This window comes from Antrihabitans stalactiti (genome assembly GCF_012932915.1).
Lineage (GTDB): Bacteria > Actinomycetota > Actinomycetes > Mycobacteriales > Mycobacteriaceae > Antrihabitans > Antrihabitans stalactiti.
Map to the genome: position 1 here is coordinate 347998 of NZ_VCQU01000005.1, position 21439 is coordinate 369436.

Annotated in this window: 22 protein-coding genes and 1 tRNA gene; 12 read left to right on the forward strand and 11 right to left on the reverse strand. The window is 62.2% G+C overall.

From position 1 onward, the window contains the following. Nucleotides 1-2 precede the first annotated feature (2 nt). From FGL95_RS16730 to FGL95_RS16740, 3 genes are all read left to right on the forward strand, one after another. Nucleotides 3-1010, forward strand: coding sequence for a glycosyltransferase family 2 protein (locus FGL95_RS16730; RefSeq protein ID WP_169588800.1), 1008 nt, complete (start codon nt 3-5; stop codon nt 1008-1010). Beyond that, nucleotides 1007-1570 (forward strand): YdcF family protein, encoded by a 564-nt coding sequence (locus tag FGL95_RS16735; RefSeq protein ID WP_338079891.1) that lies wholly within the window; start codon nt 1007-1009, stop codon nt 1568-1570. Before FGL95_RS16730 ends, FGL95_RS16735 begins: the two co-directional genes overlap by 4 nt. A gap of 105 nt (nt 1571-1675) precedes the next feature. Continuing rightward, nucleotides 1676-2863 carry a glycosyltransferase family 4 protein gene (locus FGL95_RS16740; protein ID WP_169588802.1) on the forward strand — a complete coding sequence of 396 codons (1188 nt, stop codon included), beginning with the start codon at nt 1676-1678 and terminating at the stop codon, nt 2861-2863. 4 nt (nt 2864-2867) lie between these two features. Here the strand turns inward: FGL95_RS16740 and FGL95_RS16745 are convergent, their stop codons facing one another. Continuing rightward, on the reverse strand, nt 2868-3947 hold the full coding sequence (locus FGL95_RS16745; protein WP_169588804.1) for a transferase: 1080 nt from the start codon (nt 3945-3947) through the stop codon (nt 2868-2870). 14 nt (nt 3948-3961) lie between these two features. Here FGL95_RS16745 and rfbC point away from each other — a divergent pair, with 14 nt between their 5' ends. Next, on the forward strand, nt 3962-4513 hold the full coding sequence (gene rfbC / locus FGL95_RS16750; RefSeq protein WP_169588806.1) for a dTDP-4-dehydrorhamnose 3,5-epimerase: 552 nt from the start codon (nt 3962-3964) through the stop codon (nt 4511-4513). Here rfbC and FGL95_RS16755 read toward each other — a convergent pair. From FGL95_RS16755 to FGL95_RS16770, 4 genes are read right to left on the reverse strand one after another with little or no spacing between them, the layout of a single operon-like run. Continuing rightward, nucleotides 4510-5550, reverse strand: a complete 1041-nt coding sequence (locus tag FGL95_RS16755) for an NAD-dependent epimerase/dehydratase family protein (RefSeq protein WP_169588808.1) — start codon at nt 5548-5550, stop codon at nt 4510-4512. The genes rfbC and FGL95_RS16755 overlap by 4 nt on opposite strands. 15 nt (nt 5551-5565) lie before the next feature. After that, on the reverse strand, nt 5566-6216 hold the full coding sequence (locus FGL95_RS16760) for a PIG-L deacetylase family protein (RefSeq protein WP_169588810.1): 651 nt from the start codon (nt 6214-6216) through the stop codon (nt 5566-5568). After that, entirely contained in the window at nt 6213-7010 is a 798-nt protein-coding gene (locus FGL95_RS16765) for a sugar phosphate nucleotidyltransferase (protein WP_169588812.1), read from the reverse strand. Before FGL95_RS16765 ends, FGL95_RS16760 begins: the two co-directional genes overlap by 4 nt. Continuing rightward, nucleotides 7007-8251: a methyltransferase domain-containing protein gene (locus FGL95_RS16770; protein WP_169589119.1), complete on the reverse strand. Its 1245-nt coding sequence runs from the start codon at nt 8249-8251 to the stop codon at nt 7007-7009. The genes FGL95_RS16765 and FGL95_RS16770 overlap by 4 nt, the downstream gene beginning before the upstream one ends. Nucleotides 8252-8487: 236 nt before the next feature. Here FGL95_RS16770 and FGL95_RS16775 point away from each other — a divergent pair, with 236 nt between their 5' ends. The 6 genes from FGL95_RS16775 (at nt 8488) to FGL95_RS16800 (ending at nt 14097) form a co-directional block, all read left to right on the forward strand. Further along, nucleotides 8488-9204 (forward strand): lytic transglycosylase domain-containing protein, encoded by a 717-nt coding sequence (locus tag FGL95_RS16775; RefSeq protein ID WP_338079892.1) that lies wholly within the window; start codon nt 8488-8490, stop codon nt 9202-9204. Between the two features lie 84 nt (nt 9205-9288). Beyond that, nucleotides 9289-10581 carry a phosphopyruvate hydratase gene (gene eno, locus FGL95_RS16780; protein WP_169588815.1) on the forward strand — a complete coding sequence of 431 codons (1293 nt, stop codon included), beginning with the start codon at nt 9289-9291 and terminating at the stop codon, nt 10579-10581. Nucleotides 10582-10583: 2 nt separating this feature from the next. After that, complete coding sequence (locus tag FGL95_RS16785; protein WP_169588817.1) at nt 10584-11213, forward strand: FtsB family cell division protein; 630 nt, start codon at nt 10584-10586, stop codon at nt 11211-11213. Continuing rightward, the gene (locus FGL95_RS16790; protein WP_169588819.1) at nt 11210-11725 is read left to right on the forward strand and encodes a DUF501 domain-containing protein; all 516 of its coding nucleotides are present in this window, start codon (nt 11210-11212) and stop codon (nt 11723-11725) included. The genes FGL95_RS16785 and FGL95_RS16790 overlap by 4 nt, the downstream gene beginning before the upstream one ends. Next, nucleotides 11725-12675 (forward strand): Ppx/GppA phosphatase family protein, encoded by a 951-nt coding sequence (locus tag FGL95_RS16795; protein WP_169588821.1) that lies wholly within the window; start codon nt 11725-11727, stop codon nt 12673-12675. The genes FGL95_RS16790 and FGL95_RS16795 overlap by 1 nt, the downstream gene beginning before the upstream one ends. An 84-nt stretch (nt 12676-12759) precedes the next feature. Next, nucleotides 12760-14097: an NAD(P)/FAD-dependent oxidoreductase gene (locus FGL95_RS16800; protein WP_169588823.1), complete on the forward strand. Its 1338-nt coding sequence runs from the start codon at nt 12760-12762 to the stop codon at nt 14095-14097. Nucleotides 14098-14106: 9 nt separating this feature from the next. Here FGL95_RS16800 and FGL95_RS16805 read toward each other — a convergent pair whose 3' ends face one another. After that, nucleotides 14107-15447 (reverse strand): polysaccharide pyruvyl transferase family protein, encoded by a 1341-nt coding sequence (locus FGL95_RS16805; RefSeq protein ID WP_169588825.1) that lies wholly within the window; start codon nt 15445-15447, stop codon nt 14107-14109. 211 nt (nt 15448-15658) lie between these two features. Between FGL95_RS16805 and FGL95_RS16810 the strand changes: the two genes are divergently transcribed. Together FGL95_RS16810 and FGL95_RS16815 are read left to right on the forward strand one after the other, a co-directional pair. Then, nucleotides 15659-15732, forward strand: a tRNA-Leu gene (locus FGL95_RS16810). Nucleotides 15733-15989: 257 nt separating this feature from the next. Next, on the forward strand, nt 15990-16160 hold the full coding sequence (locus tag FGL95_RS16815) for a hypothetical protein (protein ID WP_169588827.1): 171 nt from the start codon (nt 15990-15992) through the stop codon (nt 16158-16160). 632 nt (nt 16161-16792) lie between these two features. Here FGL95_RS16815 and FGL95_RS16820 read toward each other — a convergent pair. The 5 genes from FGL95_RS16820 to FGL95_RS16840 all read right to left on the reverse strand — a co-directional run bounded on the left by FGL95_RS16820 (nt 16793) and on the right by FGL95_RS16840 (nt 21439). Beyond that, nucleotides 16793-17632, reverse strand: coding sequence for a crotonase/enoyl-CoA hydratase family protein (locus FGL95_RS16820; RefSeq protein WP_169589121.1), 840 nt, complete (start codon nt 17630-17632; stop codon nt 16793-16795). Nucleotides 17633-17746: 114 nt separating this feature from the next. Then, a complete protein-coding gene (locus FGL95_RS16825; protein ID WP_206071949.1) occupies nt 17747-18388 on the reverse strand; it encodes a hypothetical protein in 642 nt (213 codons plus the stop codon). Between the two features lie 59 nt (nt 18389-18447). Next, nucleotides 18448-19410, reverse strand: a complete 963-nt coding sequence (locus FGL95_RS16830; RefSeq protein ID WP_169588829.1) for an MlaD family protein — start codon at nt 19408-19410, stop codon at nt 18448-18450. Beyond that, a complete protein-coding gene (locus FGL95_RS16835; RefSeq protein ID WP_169588831.1) occupies nt 19407-20414 on the reverse strand; it encodes an MlaD family protein in 1008 nt (335 codons plus the stop codon). The genes FGL95_RS16830 and FGL95_RS16835 overlap by 4 nt, the downstream gene beginning before the upstream one ends. After that, entirely contained in the window at nt 20411-21439 is a 1029-nt protein-coding gene (locus FGL95_RS16840; RefSeq protein WP_169588833.1) for an MlaD family protein, read from the reverse strand. Before FGL95_RS16840 ends, FGL95_RS16835 begins: the two co-directional genes overlap by 4 nt.

Consider the following 21439-nt stretch of genomic DNA (forward strand, 5'->3'; position numbering starts at 1 on the left):
ACATGAGCGATCGTCGCCCGACCTTCAGCTTTCTCATGACCGCCTACCGAACTGAAGCGTACCTACCGGCGACGATCGAATCTGTACTCGCGCAAACCGATCCCGATTGGCAATTGGTCGTCGTCGACAACGGCAACTCGGACGACATTGCAGAGATTGTCACGTCGTATCGCGACGACCGGATAGTCCTGGTACGGCAGGAGAACAAGGGCTACGCGGGTGGTGTCCACGCTGCCTCGGAGAATGCGACCGGGCATTTCGTGTGTGTGCTCGACAGTGACGATCAACTGCTCCCGACCTTTTGTGAGCGGGTCGGAAGAGTTCTCCGCGAGGACAGCAAGGTCGACGTGGTCGGCATCGACGCGCATCGGTTCTACGACGACGGACCGAATTTGCCGATGGGCTATCTGCGATCGATCGGCGTCAGATCGCGCCCTGATCCGCGGCGTCGTCTGACGAAGATGGATGCACTCGCAGGTTTCATTCCGTACTACACGGCCGCGATTCGACGCGAGGCTTGGGACGCGGTCGGTGGCTACGACCACCCGCCGGAGGTCGATGAATCGGTCGTTATCTGGCTTCGGCTTGTGCAGAAGTTCGATGTCCGAATACTTCCTGATCGGTTGGCCCGGTACCGATTGCGAATGGATTCGCTTTCCCGAGATGCGTCGAAGGTCGAGTCGTTCGACGATCGCGTCGAGTCCGCGTTCGAGTCCGAGCCGGTGGAAACGACGAAGGAGCGAGAGGCAGTCGAAGCGACGCTGCGGACTGCTCGCTACCTGCGGTCGATTCGTCAGGCACGGTCGGCACTATTGCTTGGCGAGACCGAGATGGCGCGTGAGGCCGCAACTCGGGCGTTCGCCTTGAAACGCACGGTCCGGGCTGCGTCGATTCTCGCGATGGTGCGGGTGAGCCCTGGTCTGCTGCGCCGCGTCCATCCCATCAAGCAACGGGTGACTGCAGCGTTTACGCATGTCGTTCAGCGGGTGATGCGGACGAAAGGCGAGTGACCGCGCCGAAGGCGCGGCGGCGCAGAATCGTTCGCACGATCGCCATTGTTCTGACCGTGCTCGTGGGTTGTGCGGCGGTGGGTTGGCCGATCTATGTGCGCCCACAGATCGATCCGCTTCGGCAAGCCGACGCGATCTTCGTCCTCGGCGGCACAGGTTACGAGCGTTATCCGTATGGAGTGGAACTCGCCAAATCCGGCTACGCGAAAAACGTCGTGTTCTCCAATCCCTCCGGCGACGACGACGGGTGGCTGACGGCGAAGTGCGCAGCCCCGCGCAACGACGGCATCAAGATCGAGTGCTTCGTGCCCGATCCACCCACGACAAAAGGTGAGGGCCGCAAGCTGCGCGACCTTGCGGCCGAGCGAGGTTGGCACACCATCATCGCGATTACCTACACGCCGCACGTATCCCGGGCCCGATTCATTCTGCAGCGCTGCTGGGACGGCGATCTCATCATGGCCGCAAGCCCGGACCGAGTTTCACCGCTCGGCTGGGTCTGGGCATACGTCTACCAAACTGCGGGCTATATCAGAGCCGCCGTTGAGCCTGGCTGCTGACGGCATGCGCGAGATTGTATTGTCCCAATTGACCTTACAAAGCCGTCCTACGCGTCGATGCGTGTCGAATCCGTTGTATCGAACTAACAGGAAGTGCGAACTCCCATGACGAAGCACGTGCTCATCCTTGTGGAGAATCTGTCGGTTCCGTTCGACCGCAGGGTATGGCAGGAGAGCTTGGCGCTGACGGAAGCCGGGTACAAGGTATCGGTTATCTGTCCGACGGGCACAAAGCGCGACACCGAACCGGAAGTGACCATCGACGGCGTTCGGATTCTGCGATATCCGCTCCGCGCGGCGAGCGGCGGCCCCGCCGGTTACGTACGCGAATACGGACTCGCCTTGTGGCACACCACAAGGCTTGCGATCAAGCTGCGGCGCGAGGGTCGCATCGACATCGTTCACGCCTGCAATCCGCCGGACCTCCTGTTCCTTGTCGGACTTGTGCTTCGGCTCGCCGGCGCTCGATTCGTCTTCGACCAGCACGATCTGGTTCCCGAGCTTTTCAAGTCGCGGTTCACCCGCGGCGGCAGCGTTCTGTTCTGGTTGACGCGCATCGTCGAACGCCTGACCTATGCGACAGCCACAGCGGTGATTTCGACGAACGAGAGTTATCGACAGGTCGCGATCAAGCGCGGAAAAGTGGCGCCCGACAAAGTGACCGTCGTGCGCAGCGCACCCGATTTGAGCCGCTTTCTGCAGCGCGAACCTGATCCTTCGCTTCGGGGCGGGAAGCCGTTTCTTGCTGCGTACCTCGGTGTAATGGGTCCACAGGACGGCGTCGACTACGCACTGCGGGCGATTGCGCATCTGCGCAACGAGATCGGTCGCGATGACATCCAGTACATCTTCATGGGTTCGGGCGACGCGTTCGACGAAATGGTCGAACTGTCCAAAGAACTCGGTATCGCCGATGTCGTGGAGTTCACCGGTCGGGTGCCCGACGAGTATGTGCAGACGTGCCTGTCGACCGCAGACGTCTGCCTGTCGCCGGACCCACTCAACCCGCTGAACGATGTTTCCACGATGAACAAGGTCGTCGAATACATGGCGATGGGTCGGCCGTTGGTGTCGTTCGAACTCGTCGAGGCGCGGGTATCGGCTGGCGACGCCGCAATCTATGTCGAGTCCAACGACGTAGCGGCGTTTGCGCGCGGCATCAACGAACTGCTCGACGACCCCGACCGACGAAGCCGGATGGGTGCGATCGGTCGTGAACGCGTCGAGAAGCACCTGTCATGGGACAACTCGCGGAAGGCGCTACTGGCGTTCTACGGCAGGCTGCTGGACTGAGCGTTCATGCCAAATCCACGACCCAACGACCAGCCAAGTCGGGGAATTGTGCGCTCACCTCGGTGAGGAGGTCCGGCAGCATGAGGACGACCCGGTCCGGATCGGCCGAAACGAGGGCCGCAGGCGTGATGATCGGTATGTCGGTGGCCGGCATCCGACGCCCCTGCTTCGCAGGCGAGGCGTCGGCGATACCTGCTAGCACGGCCGAATCGAGGCCTGCAATGGCGAAGAGTGCGACGGCCCGGGAAGCGGCACCGTAGGCGTAGGTTCGCCGACCGGCCTTCCGTTCCGATTCGAGGAATGCTCGCAGGCGTCCCACATGGCGGTCAGCCGCGATTTGCAAGGTGCCGACCGTCGTCGGATCGGCAATGGCCTTGTCGCGCTCGCGGTCGAGAATCGTCACAACCGAAGGCTCTGGTTCGCGGTGCCCGTGTACCGCGGCGATCAAGACGGTTCCTCCGTAGAGGTCGAATTCCCACGCGGCAACAGCACTCATCCCTGCGTCGCCGAGAAGGCGTTGCAACGTGGTGAGCGAGTAATAGCCGAAGTGGCCGTGGCGCAGCGCATTCCACTGATGCTGTTCGACGATCGTTTCCAGCGAATGGAACTGCAGCAGGAGTACGCCTTCTTCGGCAGTTGCGGCAGCCCGGGTCCGAAACGCTGCGCGTTGATCGGGCTCGTGCATGATTCCGAAGCAGTCCAGAACGACATCCGCAGGACGTTCCGAAATCGTCTCGGCGAAACCACGTGCGGTCAGCAACGGCACCCAGGTGCCGCCGTGCGGACTGCCGAATTCGCGGACGGTGCTTCCTCGTAGCCAACCGGCGCGGCCCACCAACTCGATCGCTGCGGCTGCTTGGTCCACGAGGGCTTGCGGCTCGACGCCACGGGGTTCGTCGGTGACTGTGTCGTCGTCGGCGAGCTGAGCGAGCCCGCACACGGTGCACAAGTCCATCGCGAGGTCGTGAAGGGTGTCGTCGCCGACCGGGTCGGTCGAGAGCGGGAAATGGTCTGCGGCAGGGACCTTCCCGACGTCGAGCACGCGCACCACCGCATTACTGCCGCATCCTCTGCAATCGCTCATGGCATGATCGCTTCGTGCGCGTTGAAACTGCTGAGCTGGCTGATGTGCTCGTCTTCGTACCGAGCCCATTTCACGACGAACGCGGTTTCTTCACCAGAACGTTCGACGTCGACATCTTCGAAGACGCCATCGGGAGAAAAGGCAGTGCCGCATCGTTTTTGCAGGATTCGCAGTCGCGTTCTGCCCGCGGCGTCGTCCGGGGTATGCATGGCCGGTCCGGGCGCGGCGAGGCGAAACTCGTCCGCTGCCCGAACGGCGCGGTTTTCGACGTATTGGTCGATATCCGCAGGCAATCGCCGACCTTCGGTCAGAAGCAGGCGTTTCGATTGGACGACAAAGAGTTTCGGCACTTGTACGTCCCTCCTGGTTTCTTGCACGGATTTCAGGCGCTGACCGATACGGCTGACGTCTGCTACCGAATCGACCGACCACACGATCCCTCGGAAGACATCGGCGTCGCCTTCGACGATGCTGATTTGGCGATCGCATGGCCGGAGCCCGTCACTGCGGTCTCGGCGCGTGACGCGGCGGCAGCGAGTTGGAAGCATTTGCTCGAGTCGCTCTAGACCCGCCGCATCGTGTCGTCGAGAACGTCTGCGCTACGCAGCTTTTCGAGGTGCGCAAGCCGAGTGAAACGAGCGAAGAAGTCGTCACTCGTGAGTCCATTCGCTGTGTAGGCCTTGTACAGCTCGACAGCGCCGTCCGGAATGGACCACTGCGCTTCGAAGCCGAGGGCATTGCGCATGGCCGAGAAGTCCACGCGGTAGGAGCGAGGGTCCGGACCGCTCTCGCCGGTGATGAGCAGCTTCGAGTCGGGAACTGCATCCACGACAGCGTGGGCGATGTCGGCGACTGTGAGATTGTTCTTTTCGGTGCCGACGTTGAACGCTGCACAGTTGATCTTCTCGACCGGAGCGGTCAGGCAGATCGCGAACGCCCGCGCAATGTCTTGTGCGTGCACCAGCGGTCGCCAGGGCGTGCCGTCGGAGAGAACCCGGACGTCGCCGGTGAGGACCGCATGACCCACCAGGTTGTTCAGCACAATGTCGGCCCGCAGCCGCGGAGAGAAGCCGAAAGCTGTTGCGTTGCGCAGAAATACCGGCGTGAAGCTCGAGTCGGCCATCGCGGCGGTGTCGTCTTCAACCCGTACCTTGCTCTCCGCATACGGCGTCAACGGCCGCAGTGGTGCACTCTCGGTGACCAGATCTTCACCGGCAGAGCCGTAGACCGAGCAGGTGGAGGCATACAAGAAGCGCGCGACGCCCGCTTCCTTCGCCAGGCGAGCCAGGCGTACCGAGGCATGGTGGTTGATGTCGTACGTGATCTCGGGTGCCAACGCGCCCAACGGATCATTGGACAGGGCGGCCAGGTGGATCACCGCATCCAGGCCCGCGAGCTGGTCGACGGTGACATCGCGCAGGTCTGTTCCGAACGGCCGGTCGGCAGTGGCGCCCAACGTGGGCGGATCGTCGGGTACCGGCCCGAGCACGCAATCGGCGAACAATCCGGAATCGAGCCCGACGACGTCGTGGCCCTCGGCCTGAAGTATCGGCACCATGACGGTGCCGAGGTAGCCCTGGTGGCCGGTGACCAAAACGCGCATGTCAGAGCTCTCCGTTCACTTCGTTCCGATATTGAGAATGGCTTTTTCGAGGACGAACGCCTCTGCATGGGTGCTTCGGCATTGCACTCCTCGCAAGCGTGACAGGCCCAAGAACGATTCCTCGTCGAACCAGTCGTGCTTCACCTGTGAGGGGTAGTGGCGATGCAGTAAATCCGACTTCTCCCTCGCCACTGCGCTTTCGATCCGCTGGAACATCGTCGGTCGCGGCGTGTCCGTTTCCCATTTCAGAATTTCGTAGCCGAGGACGAGGTGGTCACGAAATTCGGTGGGAATCAGTTTTGCGAGCAAGCGGTGATCCTGGTGCATATCTTCGCGTTGCGGTCCGAAGACGACATCGGGTGCGGACTCGCGGCTGAATTGTGCCAACGCATCTTTCACGGCGTTCCAGTGGGCAGGGGCGCGGCCATCCGGGAAGTCCAGAATCGTCACATGCAAATCGCACCCTGGGCAGAATGCTGCGAGTGCGGCTCGCTCCTCCGACTCCCTGGGAGTTCCGCCGCCGGAGAGCACCAGGGCGCGCACGCGCAGGCCAGGGTTGCTCCGTGCCATCGTGAGGAGCGTTCCACCCATTCCGATCGCAATGTCGTCGCAGTGTGCGCCCAGGACCGCGATCTCACGGATCGGCCCGGTGCCGAGACCGATCATCCGGTTTCTGCGCCCTTGTCGCCGTGCTCCCAGACCATCCACGGGCGAATGCCCTTGTAGTAGCTGGCGTCGAGTTCGGCCCGTTCCTTGAAGGTGTCAGCGGGCTTCCAGAATCCGGCATGTTTGTAGCCGAAAAGCCGACCCTGTTTCGCCAGAGCACCACAAGCGTCTTCGACCAGATCGCCGCCGGGCGGGAGCAAATCGAATACTTCCTGGCTCAGTACGAAGAAGCCACCGTTCTCCCAGATCGGCAAACGACTGACTGGCGTGATCTGCGTGACCGCTCCCGATTCTGCGATATCGACGCAATGAAAAGACGACTGTGGCGGCACGATCATCATCGAGGCGGCAGCACCCGACGCGTGGAACTTCTCGACCACCTCGTCCATCGGGGCGTCGGTCAGGACGTCGGCATAGTTGGCGAGGAAATATTCATCCCCGTCGAGGTGGTCGCGCACACGACGTAGCCGTTCGCCGATTGCCGATTCGACGCCCGTATCGACGAACGAAATCGACCAGTCGGAGATATCGGTTTGCAGGAGTTCGATTTTGTCGCCGCGCATCACGAAATCGTTCGATTCCGCTTCCTCGTAGTTCAGGAAGAAATCCTTGATATGCGAAGCGCCGTAGCCCAAGCAGAGAATGAAGTCCTTGTGGCCGTAGTGAGCGTAGTAGCGCATGACGTGCCAAATGAGGGGCCGCGGACCGACCATCTGCATCGGCTTCGGAATCGCGTCGTCGGAACCGTTGCGCATCCGCATGCCGTAGCCACCGCAGAACAGAACTACCTTCATCCCTCGAGTCCGCCTTTCAAGTCCGCGCTGTGGAGGTGGGGGAGCGGGTAGACGAGTTCGCCGCCCCACTCGTCGATGTGGCGAAGCTGAGCGTTGAGCTCGGTCTCGAGGTTCCACGGGAGCACCAGGACGACGTCCGGTCGGTCCTTGTCGATCTGTTCGGCCGGGAAAATCGGAATGCGCGTCCCCGGAGTGAACCTGCCATGTTTGTACGGGTTGCGGTCGACGGTGTACTCGAGCAGGTCGGTCCGGATGCCGCAGTAGTTCAGCAGTGTGTTGCCTTTGCCTGGTGCGCCATAGCCGACGACGCGCTTGCCTGCGGCTGCGCAGTCGAGCAGGAACCGCAGGAGATCCTGCCGGACCTTCTGGGTGCGCGGCGCCAGCTCCAGATACCCGTCGACGTTGTGCAGCCCAGCGGCTTCCTCGATCGCAAGTATTTCGTGGACGCGCGATGTCGGTTCGCCTGCAACGAGTTCGGGCCGCGCCCAGACGCGGATCGAACCGCCGTGGGTCGGAATCAACTCGACGTCTACGACCTTCAGTCCCGCTGTGGCGAGCGCGCGACTCGCCGAAAGCACGGTGTAGTACTGGAAATGCTCGTGATAGATCGTGTCGAACTGTGCGAGTTCGACCAGATTCTGCGCGTGATGCACCTCGATGCTGAGCCATCCGTCGTCGGCCAGCAACGCGCGCAGCGAGCGCGTGAACCCGAGCAGATCGGGAATGTGGGCGTACACGTTGTTCGCGACGACTAGGTCGGCCGGGCCGTGCTCGGCGGTCACTTTCGCACCAAGGGTCTCGTCGAGGAAGGCGGTTTCCGTCGGCACGCCGCGCTCACGGGCGGCTTGCCCGACATTGACCGACGGCTCGATCCCGAGACACGGGATGCCCCGCGACACGACGTGCTGGAGCAAATATCCGTCGTTGCTGGCGACCTCGACGACGAAGCTTTCTGGTCCGAGCTCGAGCCGATCAGCGGCCTGTTCGACGAAATCCTTCGCGTGCGCAACCCAGCTGTCGGAGAAGGACGAGAAATACGCGTATTCGGTAAAAGTGTCTTCGGGAGTGATCAGCGCGGGTATCTGCAGGAGGAGGCAGTCTTCACACAGGCGCAAATGCAGCGGAAAGGTTGGCTCCGGAAGATCCAGTTCGTCCGCGCTCAAGAACTTTTCGCAAGGCGGTGTGGCACCGAGGTCGAGGACACTTCGCAGACGTTCGGAATTACAGAGTCGACAGGCCACACGAACTTCCTCGGAGTTGATTCCGGCATACCCGACAGTCATTGTTCGGCTACCGAGGGTAGGCAACGATTACCCCCCGCGCCACGATTATGCCCGATCGTCTGGGTGGCCGATCGGAAAATTGATCATCTGACCATCTGTCGAACTCTGGTAGCTGGTGCGAGCCGAGCGCGACCGGAGAGCCTCGAAACAGGGGCTCTTTTGGCGTCACGCTTCGGTTGCTGGATTATGGGGCGGTGAAGTTCAATCGGATGGCGGGTTTGGGTGTTGCGGGCATGCTCGCCGCCGGACTCGTGCTCGGTCGAAGCTTCGATGGAACAGTCATCCCCGATTCGATGCCACCCGGCGCAGGTATCCCCCTGCCGGCGATCGATATCAATGCCCCCGGTCGCACCGCGGACCTACTCCACGACTGGGCAGCGAAGCAGGCGAGCTACGTCAAAATCTCCGTCTACGCGCTAGAGGCATACGGCTATGCCGCAGCGGTCATGGCCGAGACCAGGCCCAAATGCGGGATCAAATGGACCACCATCGCTGCGATCGGAAGCATCGAGAGCCAACACGGCACCTTCCCGCCGGGCACGCATATCGAACCGAACGGTGACGCGGTCCCGCCGATCCGTGGGGCTGCGCTGCCGGACGACTATCACCTCACCGACGCTTCTGCTGCCGAGCCGCCGCGTGACCCGCCGCGCGCGAAAGGGCCGTTTCAGTTCATCCCGGAGACCTGGCGCGATTACGGCGTCGACGCAAACGGTGACGGCAAGATCGATCCGGACAACATCGACGACGCAGCGCTGACTGCTGCTCGTTATCTCTGCATCAAGAGTGGTGACATGACGACGGCCGAGGGGTGGAAGAAGGCGATTCACTCCTACAACGGGGCAGGCTCGTACCTTCGCCTAGCGCTCGCTCGCGCTTCCGCATACTCGGTCGGTACAACCGTCGCGTGAATTTTCGGTGTGCCCGCGCCAGCAATTGACGCGCGGAGGCTAGGCTCGGACCCGCATTGTGCGCGTATTCGAAGGAGATATTCGGTGTCAATCATTGAGCAGATCGGCGCTCGCGAGATTCTTGATTCCCGCGGGAACCCGACCGTCGAGGTCGAGGTCGCGCTCGACGACGGCACTTTGACCCGCGCCGCAGTTCCTTCCGGTGCCTCGACCGGCGAGCACGAAGCGGTCGAATTGCGCGACGGTGGCAAGCGCTACGGCGGCAAGGGCGTCGAGAAGGCCGTCAACGCCGTGCTCGACGAAATCGGTCCCGCGCTCATCGGTCTCGACGCGATCGAGCAGCGCATCGTCGACCAGACGTTGCTGGACCTCGACGGCACTCCCGACAAGTCACGGCTCGGCGCCAACGCCATGCTCGGCGCGTCGCTCGCCGTCGCGCGCGCAGCCGCAGAATCGTCGGGTCTGGATCTGTTCCGCTACATCGGCGGCCCGAACGCCCACGTCTTGCCGGTGCCGATGATGAACATCATCAACGGCGGCGCGCACGCCGATTCCGGTGTCGACGTTCAGGAATTCATGGTTGCCCCGATCGGCGCGCCGACCTTCAAGGAAGCGCTGCGCTGGGGTGCCGAGGTCTATCACTCGCTCAAGTCCGTGCTCAAGGAAAAGGGCCTTGCAACCGGGCTGGGTGACGAGGGCGGCTTCGCTCCGAACATTGCAGGCACGCGCGAGGCGCTGGACCTGATCAGCACGGCCATCGAGAAGACCGGGCTCAAGGTCGGCGCCGACGTCGCCCTCGCGCTCGATGTGGCGGCGACCGAGTTCTACACCGAGGGAACCGGTTACAAGTTCGAAGGCTCGGTCCGCACTGCTGCCGAGCTCGGTGCGTTCTACGCCGAACTGCTCGACTCCTACCCGCTGGTCTCCATCGAAGACCCGCTCTCAGAAGACGACTGGGACGGCTGGGTCGCGCTGACCGACCAGATCGGTGACAAGGTCCAGATCGTCGGCGACGACCTGTTCGTGACGAACCCGGAGCGGCTCGAGCTCGGCATCGCCAAGGGTGCGGCCAATGCGCTGCTGGTGAAGGTCAACCAGATCGGCACACTGACCGAGACGTTGGATGCCGTCGAGTTGGCGCATCGCAACGACTACAAGACGATGATGAGCCACCGCAGCGGCGAGACCGAAGACACGACGATCGCGGACCTCGCGGTCGCGGTCGGTAGCGGTCAGATCAAGACGGGTGCCCCGGCTCGTAGCGAGCGCGTCGCCAAGTACAACCAGCTGCTGCGGATCGAAGAGTCGCTCGGCGATGCCGCGGGCTACGCCGGTGACATCGCGTTTCCGCGATTCAACTTCGAGGGCGCCAGCTGACCATGGACCAACGGGGGAAGAAGCGTTCGGGCACCAGTCCTGGTGGCCGAGATGCCCGCACCCGCAGGTCCGCGCGTTCGGAGCGAGTTCGGCACGGCGAGCGCTCGCAACGCGCTCCTGAGGGCAAGCCGACGCCAGAGGTATCCGAGCGCGACCGTCCGGCGCGCGTCGTCCATCGCAGGCGGTCGGCCGAGCCCAAGGTGGAGCGGACGATCCTCGGCTTGTCGACCAGTCGCGCCGTCATCTTGGCGGTTGTGGTGTGTGCATTGGCGCTGACCCTTGCGGTCCCGTTGCGGACGTACTTCACGCAACGGACCGAGGCCGCGCAGATCGAGGCGGAACGCACTCGCCTCGAACACGATCTCGACGAGTTGCGCACGAAGAGGGCGCAACAAGACGATCCGGCGTACATCGCGGCGGAAGCGCGCGACCGCTTGCGGCTCGTGATGCCTGGGGATACGCCGTACCAGGTACAGCTGCCCGGAGCGTACGAAGCCGAGCAAGCCAAGCGCGCAAAGCCGAAGCCTGCCGCAGGCCCTTGGTACAAGAACTTGTTCGAGCAGATCTCGAAGCCACAGCAGACTGCGAGTCCCGCGACCCCGCCGCCGCCAGCGCCCGGGCCGGTTCGGTGACCGGTGGTCCGTCGCAGGCCGACCTGGAAGTAGTTGCAGCACAACTAGGTCGGGAACCTCGTGGCGTTGTGGCTATCGCCTACCGCACTCCCGACGGTAAGCCCGGTGTGGTGAAGACAGCGCCGCGGTTGCCCGACGGCACACCGTTTCCGACGTTGTTCTATTTGACCGATCCGCGGCTCACCGCCGAGGCGAGTCGGCAGGAATCGGCTGGTGTGATGCGTGAGATGACGGAGCGGCTAGGTACCGACCCCGAACTCGCCGCGGCATACCAACGCGCACACGATAGCTATCTTGCCGAGCGTGACGAGATCGAGTCGCTCGGAACCGATTTCAGCGGTGGCGGAATGCCGAGCCGGGTCAAATGCTTGCACGTGCTGATGGCGCATTCGCTCGCGAAAGGTCCGGGCGTCAACCCGCTCGGCGACGAGTCGGTCGCGCTGGCCGGACGCGGAAGTCTGCGCGGCACAGCCATTCCGGCCGATTGGCCGGGCATCGACGAAGGGGAGTAATGACCACTCGTAGGGTCGCCGCAGTCGACTGTGGCACCAACTCGATTCGCTTGCTGATCGCGGACCTGGACGAGTCCGGCACATTGACCGACGTGCATCGGGAGATGCGGATCGTCCGCCTTGGGCAGGGGGTCGACGCGACCGGTGCGTTCGTGCCAGAAGCGATCGAGCGCACGCGCGTCGCCCTGCACGATTACGCGAAGTTGATGCGCGACAACGACGTTACCGCGGTCCGGATGGTCGCGACGTCGGCTACACGCGATGCCTCTAACCGCGAAGATTTCTTTGCGATGACTCGCGACGAACTCGGCGCCGTCATCCCCGGCGCGGAGGCCGAGGTCATCAGCGGCGACGAAGAAGCGCGGTTGTCGTTCACCGGTGCTGTCGGCGAATTGAGTTCGGCCGATGGACCTTTCGTCGTCGTCGACCTGGGCGGTGGCTCGACCGAGCTTGTCCTCGGTGACGAAAACGGTGTGGAGGCAGCATTTTCCGCTGATATCGGCTGCGTGCGCATTACTGAGCGCCATCTGCATGGAGATCCGCCGACAGCGGAAGAGGTCGCTGCTGCACGCGAATTCGCCGCGCAACGTTTGGCCGATGCGTTTGCTCACGTACCCGTCGAGCATGCGAATACCTGGGTGGGTGTAGCGGGGACGATGACGACGATTGCCGCTGTCTCGCTCGATCTGCCCGCCTACGACGCTACGAAAGTTCACCTGTCGCGGTTGTCGCTGGACGAGGTCCATGCTGTGTCCGACCGGCTCGTCGGAATGAATCGTGCGGAGCGGTCGGCAGTTCCGGTAATCCATCCCGGGCGCGTGGATGTAATCGGTGGTGGGGGAGTCATTCTCAGAGTGCTCGCGGACGAACTTGCACGTAGAGCGGGGATTACGGAACTCGTCGTCAGTGAGCACGACATTCTCGACGGGATCGCTCTGTCGATCGTGTGATGTCAGTCATTTCATGGTGTTTGTTGGAATAGTGCGTCCTACCGTGGACTTATCAGTTGGTGATCCCAACGTGAGGGGCGGCGCATGCATACCAAGAGCAAGCACATATTGATCGTCGGCGGCGGAACAGTCGGCATGTCCACAGCCATTCGGCTGCAGAAGAAGCTTCGCGCAGGTGAGGCGACTATTACGGTCGTCGATCCGTTGCCGCACATGACTTATCTGCCGTTCCTTCCCGAGGTTTCCGCCGGGTCCATCGACCCACGCCACATTGTGGTTCCGTTGCGGACGGTCCTGCGGAAATGCACTGTGATCACCGGAAATGTATCGAAGGTCGAGCACTCCTCGCGGCGGGCTCAGATCACCACACCCGATGGCGCCACGCTGTGGGTGGACTACGACATTCTCGTCATGACCGCAGGTTCGGTGGCCCGCACGCTGCCCGTGCCAGGCCTCGCCGACCAGGGCATCATGTTCAAGACCGTCACCGAGGCGGCGTACTTGCGTGATCACGTGCTGTCGCGCCTCGACCATGCATCGACCACCGACGATGCCGCGTTGCGTCAGCGTCTCCTGACTTTCGTGGTGATCGGCGGCGGGTATGCGGGCATCGAGGCGTTGGCCGAACTGCAGGACATGGCTCGCTTCGCGATCCGCTACTACCCGAAAATCACGGCAGCAGACATGAACTGGGTGCTCGTCGAGGCAACCGACCGGATCATGCCCGAGGTGAGCCCGAAGATGGGCCGTTACACGATCGAGCGGCTGACCAAGCGCGGCATCAAAGTGCACCTGAACACTCGCGCCGAGTCGCTGGTAGACGGCAACGTCGAGTTGTCGGACGGCACGAAGTTCGGTTCCGACACCATCGTCTGGACTGCGGGCGTGAAGGCCAATCCGATGCTGTCGCACACCGACCTCCCCGTCGATTCCCGCGGACGCCTGCACTGCAGCGCGACCCTGGAGGTCGTGGGCGTGACGAATGCTTTTGGTGCCGGCGATATCTCGGCGGTTCCTGATCTGTCGAAGATCGACGACGACCCCTCCGCCACCTGCAGCCCGTCGGCGCAACACGCGGTCCGGCAGGCGAAGGTGTTGGCGGACAACGTCGTTGCATTGGTTCGCGGCAAAGACTTGAAGCAATACAGTCACAAGTACGCGGGTTCGGTTGCCTCGCTTGGTCTGCACCGCGGCGTCGCCGACGTATACGGCATGAAGATCCGCGGCTGGCCTGCGTGGATGATGCACCGCGGCTACCACGTCGCGAAGATGCCGACCTTCTCCCGCAAGGTTCGCATCATCGCCGACTGGACGTTGGCCGCCTTCTTCCGTCGCGAGATCGTCGCCCTCGATCAGATCGACCACCCCAAGGCGGTCGCCGCCTCGGTTCGGGCGTTGGAATCCGCGCGCCGGGCGAGTTAGCTCGCGTCGTCAGGCTTTCTCGGCGGCCGTTCGCTCGACGATGTCGAAGATTCGGGCGAAGCCCGCTTTGCTGGCCTCGATCTGCTCCAGTGCTCGTGCACGCAAAGGCTCACGCACGTCGGACGCACTTGCCCACGCAGCGCGGACCGCGTCGGTCAGTCGCTTCGACAGACCGACTTCGTCGAGGTGGACCACTTCCAGGCCGAGGCCGAACATGTCGCCCAGCCCGAGAAACTTCTCGTCGTAGTACTGCGACGAGGTCAACGCAATGACGGGAATGCCCTGCGATAGCGCAAAGACTGCGAGGTGATAGGCGCCCGTGACGAGGACGCGGCACTGTGACACCTGCTTTGCGATCTCTTGCGGCGCGACGAACTTGCCGAGCGGCGCTGTGACTTTGTCCGCCCCACGAACAAGCGGCAGCGTCGACTTCCTGTCCTGACGGCGGTACTCGGCGATGATCAGTGGGACAAGACCGGCGTCGAATTCGGCTGCGAGGTTGCGCACCACGTTGCCGACAGTCTCTTGCGCGGCCTTCGATACCGGTGAGTACTCCGCTACACGCAGGCACACCCCGAGGTCGGTCCCGAAGTCGTCTCGGCGAACCTCGTAAGACAGTTCGATCGCATCGTCGCCGGTCACAAGCACCCGGTCGGCTGGAAACCCGATCGTGCCGAGGAGGCCCGGTCCGCGCCGCTTCTCCCGGAGGGCGATGACCTCGACCTTCGGCAGCACGTCGGCGAGCCTCTCCAGCAAGATCGGGTCCTCCATCGGACCCAGGCCTTGGCCGACCATCGCGACCGGCACATCACGCGAGAACGCTTGCTCGAACAGATTCATCACGCGGTTCGCTTGGCCCTTGTCCGAGTCCGTGAGATACCCGCCGCCCAGCGCGAGCACCAACGATGCCTCGCGTGCGGCGCGAGCCGAACCTGTGTGCGGACGTGGTGGACGTGCTCCGTCGTCGGAGACGCGGGCACCCGCCATGCGCAGCAATTTCCGCCGGGCCCTGCGTGCGCGGTCGGGAATCCAGCCTTTTGTTTGTAGCCGGCTGATCGCAATCGGCCCGACGATCGTTGGTCCTACCTTTGCAGCGAATTCTTCGAGCCGTGTCGGTTCGTCCCAGGGATCATCGTCCCAGACTGTCATTGCCTCGGCTGCGGGGAAATATGCCCGGACCAGGGATGGAGAGTCGGTCAGGACGCCGATCCGTGCATTCGGCCACCGCTCTCGCAACCTTCTGATCGTCACCTCGAACATCGCGAGATCACCGTTGTTCCGAAGCCAATACTCGCTGTTTTCGATCAAGATCCGTAGCCCGGCGCCCCCGACCGAACCGCTCTCAGTCATTGTTACTCCGTCGTCTGAATGGGTCCGATCATCGTCAACACCGTAGCCCAGAAGTCATGTAGTAGGGCGGCGAAGCGATTGGGTGGAAACAGACGCGACTTATGACTATGTCGCAATTGTGTTCGCTTGCAACATTTCTCACATTTGTCCGAAAACGGAGGTCAATGCGGTTCCGCGTCGCAAGAACGTCGCGATAAGGTTTGGGGCCTGCGCCCCCATAGCCCAATTGGCAGAGGCAGCGGACTTAAAATCCGCACAGTGTCGGTTCGAGTCCGACTGGGGGCACAAAACTGCAGTTCAGAGGCTTTTGGGACCCACCGGTCCAACGGAGTCGAAATCCGTCAAATCCGCCCAGTTCTGGCTCGCGGTACCACGAACCAGAATGAAATCGCAGGTCACAGGTCGTGCAGCTCAAGTTGGATCGACTTTGCGCGTCACGGTCCGCAGTGGGTCCGCAGTAGATCTGGCGCCGGCCGGTGCGAAAGGCTCTGGTTCTTTGATCTCTTGGCTCGCCGGGAACGGCGGCGTGTACGACGAAAGCCGTGATCTTGCATTGGATCCGCACGGTGCGACTCGCTCCAGCGGTCGTGGTCGGGCTGACGACCGATGGTGCATCGCATTTGAGGTACGTCGCCGTCTTCCGGGTTGGCGAGATGTCGCAAGCCGACTCGGCGCTTCATCCGTCCGGTATGGGCTATATCGCGGTGGGCTGACTGGCCACCGGCGCTGGAAGTTCTGAGGTCCAGGAGCGGCCGGTCGAGCAACACAACGTCCTCATGCGGGCGACCCGCCTAAACCCGTTTGTGGCATCGACGCTGGAGCGGAGATTCGCCAATCACGTTGAACAACAACATTGATTCCCTACTAAAGGCTGACCCTTCGAGCCCGCCCGTTGCCGTCATAGATCTGCGAACCGCGGACCGCAAGGGAGGCCGATTACGGCGGGGAGACGGCTATCCATGCGTACGGCAACTCGACGCTCCGATGGACACGCGCGGCGGTCGCGGCTATCACGACCTGCATCGCGGCGACGTCGTTCGTCCCGTCGTTTGCGACGCTATGGGAACTTGGCTACTTGCGCTGGGTGGCCTCGTGATCCGAGCCTTTAATGGCTTCCGCCGGCTCTCCTTTTGTACCGAAGCGCTAAAGCGCTGTACGACCCCACACCGACGACCTCGGCGGTCCCCGACAAGGACGTCCCGTTGTCGCGCAACCCGTTTCGCCGCCCTGAGTCTGGCATGGCTTCGAGAACACGAGCCGTTCCGGGCGAGACAGAATCGGGATCAACGCATGGGATGCGCGGCACGGTCGCAGTCCTATTTGATGAATCTGTTTTGGTTTGTAGTCACCTGCCCTTGAATTGCGGTGCTCGCTTCTCGAGGACGCCTCGGATCGCTTCCGTGAGGTCCTCGGAGGGTAGGAACGCGGCGTTCCACGCCGATACGTACTTCAATCCGTCGGCGATAACAGCGACGCGCTCGCGTCCGAGTACGTCTTTGAGTCCTACCGGTGACGGGTTAGCCGCGATCGCGCGAGCGGTTTCGTGCGCGTTGGCCAGAGTTGTTGCGGCGTCGTCGAAGACAGCGTTGACCAGCCCGATCTGCTGGGCCCGCTCCGCGTCGATGTCTTTGCCAGTGAATGCCAGCTCCCGTAGATGGCCGTCGCCGATTATGGCGGGCAGCCGCTGCAATGAGCCGATGTCGGCCACGATCGCCACCTTCGCCTCGCGGAGGCTGAATTTGGCGTCGGCGCTGGCGTAGCGGATGTCGACTGCGGCGATCAGGTCGAGGCCGCCGCCGATACACCAGCCGTGGACGGCCGCGATCACCGGTTTGCGGCATTCGGCTACTGACGTCACCGCTGCTTGCAGCCGACGAATCTCGTTGAGCAGCGTCATACGGCGTTCCGCGGAAGTCGAGTCGGCGAGTACGGGAGCCGACAGACTCATCGCTGCGAGATCGAGGCCGACGGAGAAGTGCTTTCCGGACCCCACAAGCACGATCGCCGCAACTTCGTGATCAGCGTCGAGTTGGGAGAAGACTTCGGGCAGTTCTTCCCAGAACGCTGGGCCCATCGCGTTGCCCTTGCCGGGACCGATCAATGTGACGGTCGCAACGTTGTCGGATAGTTCGACAGTGAGGGCGGTTCGACGAGCCCGGTATGGTTTTCTGGGACGGTCGTCGATACGCGTTCGTGTCGCGTTGTCGAGGGTGTGGGGCCGAACCGCTCGGCGCTCGATCTTATTCACGTGACTGTGTCCATGCTCCGAAATCGGTTACTGCACTGTGTAATCAGTTTCCTACTTGGCTCCCTTTTCGGTGCCGAGTGCAGAGTCGATCCCACGAATCTCGGTAATCGCCCAGCCGTTTGCGCTGTCGATTGTTAGTTGGTAGGTCGCAGTGGACTGGACACCGTCGGGTGTTTGGGTGCTTTTGGTGAGCACGCTGACGAAGCAGTCTACGGCGTACGCTCCGTTTGATTCTGATCTGACTTTGGCTGCTATGGGGCTTGCAGTCGACACCCATTGAAGGGGCGTGATGATCTGTTCCATCGACGAGGCGGCCTGCGTCAGTCGGTTGGACAGCTCGGGTGTGGTTCCTTGGGTCAATCGGGTCTTCCAGGGGCCGAGGTCCTTGAAGTCCATCTGGGCGGCGCCCGCTGCATAGTCCAGGGCGACCTGTTCTGCGTGTGTGCTGTCCGCCGCGGAGGAGCGAACACTGTCCAGCTCGTTCGAGGTTGTCCGCCACTGCCAGCCGATGATGGCCAGTGCGGCGATGCCGAGGATGGCGAGGGCTGAGGTTAGAACTGTGCGTAGTTTGACATAGGAGCTGCCATTTGGGCGGCTTCGTCGGGTGTTTTTGTCGATGGTCGTGCCGTTTTCGACGTCGTTGTCGGTGTCGGTATCGGTGTTGTTGTCGTGGAGTAGCGCTTGTTTGCTCATGTCTTCGTTCTTTCTGCGGGATGTTGGGGGTGGTCGTTGCACCTTCTTTTCCAGATCGCTCACCTTCCTGGTGGTTGGACGTGAATGGTGATCGCATCGCCGGATTCGGTTGCTGCCAGTGCGTTGTCGAGTAGCTGGCTGACATTCACTGTCTGCATTGCAGCGGCGCCGGCGCGTACGGGCGGTAGCAGGTCGACGCCGAGGGTATTCAGGTCGGCCGATGTGTTGTCCAGGAACTTCTGCAGCTCTCCGATGAACGGGCCTACGCCGTAACGGATTCCGTCACGCAAGGGTCCGTTCTTGACCGTCCATGCCATGCCGTCGAGCATCTTGGTGATGTTGGTTCCCATCGGGGCCATGTTCGGGGTGGCGCCGGCGAGGTCGGTTGACAGCCAATCGCTGTCGAGCAGCAGCGGTTGCACAGTGCTGAGTATTTTGGTGAGTTCGGTGGTGTTGTCCACGACTGCAGCGGCGAGGAGGTCGCCTGCACGAGACAGGTTGGAGAGTACGTCCGGACCGTCGGGAAGTGCCACGTCGAGTTCGTGAAAGATGTCCGATACCCGGTGTGGGTCGACCTGTTCGAGCATTCGGGTGAGGCGTTCGGAGAGTTCTTTGAAAGTTGTTGGTACAACGATGTTTGCAGTGTCGATGCTCGCCCCGTCGGCAAGGTATGGCCCTTGGCTGGTGGCGGGTGAGACGGCCAGATAGGTTTCTCCGAGCGCGGAGAGGTTGTCGACGCGATAGTGGCTGTCGACCGGGATGTCGTAGTTCGTGTCGTAGTCCCAGTCGACGTCGATGTGATCGACTTTTGGTGCGATTGCGGTGACATGTCCGATAGCGATACCGCGCAACAGCACCCTGGACCCGACGAGGAGGCCGTTCGTGTCAGGTATCGACATGGTGGCGGTTCGGGTGTCTTCCAAGGCGCCGATTTCGAGGCCGATTTGGGTCATGTAGGCAAACGATGCTGCGGCGATCGTGACCATGCCGGCAACGGACAGTGCGGTTCGGTTGATGTTCATCTCACGGCTCCCAGCATTCGCAACAGGTTCTCCACCTCGGTGGCAAGTTGCTCGCCTGCGGGGGTTTCGATGGAGCGGATATTGACCGACGGGTTCTTGGCGAACGGGAGGAGCGTCGTGCGTATGAAGGTCGAGATCTTCTCGGCGGCAGTGGGAGCCTCGTCGAAGATGTTGCGTCCTGTGGTCGCGGTTGCTGACAGTGAATCCAGCATCGGCACCATCCACATTCCCCCCTCGAAAATGCTGCCGATGGAGGGCAGCAGAATGCTGATGTGGGCGAGGATCGATTTGGCCGATAGTCTCCAGAACTTCAAGCCCTCGTCCGTCATCGTCAGGTCGAGAATCGACTTCTTGTCCGAGATCGCGACCGAGGTGGCATCGAGTCCCGCTAGGGTGCGGTCGATTTCGGTGGTGTTGCCTGCAAGATCTCTCAGGTCGACTGCGGCGATGTTCGCGAGCCTGCTGACGTCCGCTGCGGACGGCATCACGTTGTTGAGTCGTGCGATCGTGTCTTCCGATTTCTGGATACTCCCGCCGTTGATGAAGTACGCCAGTACGGCCATCGTGTCCTCGAGTTGGGGCGGTGATGTCGTGCGATCGACCGGTACGGCATCGCCCGCTGCGAGAAAAGTGCTGGTGGGCTTCACCGGGTCGTGATCGAAGGCGATATACGTATCGCCCAGGAGTGTGTCCTGGCGGATGACCGCTCGCACGTCGGAGGGCACTTGCGCTTCGGATTTCAGACCGACGGTGACGTCGACCCGTTGATCGACGACGGCCACGTTGCGGACTTCGCCTACCCGTAGGCCGTTCATCATGACGTACGCGCCGGTGGGTAGATTCATGGCGCTCGCGAACTGGAGCGTGACCTCGTAGGCGTCTCCGACGCCGGCTTGGGGCGAGGGCAGATCCTTCGGGCCGATGCCGCAGCCCGATGCCGTGAATACGCTGCAGCACAGGGCGATTGCTCCGATCCCAAGGCGCAGTGTCTGTTTCGTTGTCATCGAATTCCTCCAGTGAGAAGGTTCAACAGCGGCATGTCCGGGACTCCATGTACGCCGACATTCACTTGTGGTTGCTGGAACGTCATCGTGATCTCACCGGTGGGGGTTGCTTGCTGCCGCATGAACGCCGCGATGACCGGGATGGTTGTCAACAGCTCTCGAATGTCTTTGGACCGTGTTGCCGCCAAGTGGATGACATCGGTGACGCCGCCGTGTACGAACGGCCACAATGTGTCGCCGTAGCTTTGTTGAATGTCGTAGAGAGTGGCGACCAGCCAGCCGATCCCGTAGCAGACTTTCTCGACGCCTGGCATCAAGTCATATGCAACCGAACTGACAATTTCGGGAGCCTGATCGAGGATCGATCGAATCTCGGCCCACTTTTGGAGCGTTTCTTCGGTCAACGGACCCATGTTCTTGATCGAAGAGGCGATGTCGGCCATGAACTTGTCCGGGTTCGACATCGCGGCCGCGGCGTGATGCATGAGGTCGTTGGCCGGGGCGCCGTTGTTCTTCATCGCGTCGTCGAAGCCAGCGATCGCGGTTTGCAGTGCCTGGCCGCCGTTATTCGGCGACATCGCGTCGAGGAAATCGGCTGCCGATCCGGCGATTTCGGAGATGCTCTTGGGGGTGAAGGAATTCCCGAGCGAAATGCAGTTATCGCGTACGAGCTCGGGACCCCCTCCGTCGTAGTTTCCGACCAGTTCGAGGCTGCGGTCGGCAAGAATCGACTTGGATCGGGTGACGGCTTTGACGTCTGCGGGATACGAGCGATCGGTTCCGAGGGCGAATGTCACTTCTACGTGGTCGCCCTTGTCCTCGATGTGGTCTACGCGGCCGACTTCGAATCCCATCTGAGTCACGGGATTTCCTTCGTACAATCCCACCGCGTCCGGCATTTCAGCGCAGAACCCGGTCTGTCGTTCGGTGGAGTCGAGGCCGACCAGTACCACGCTGGCCGCTCCGACAAGGCAGAGGGCTCCAGCCGATGCGACTACTAGCTTCACCCTGTTGTTCTTGGTCAT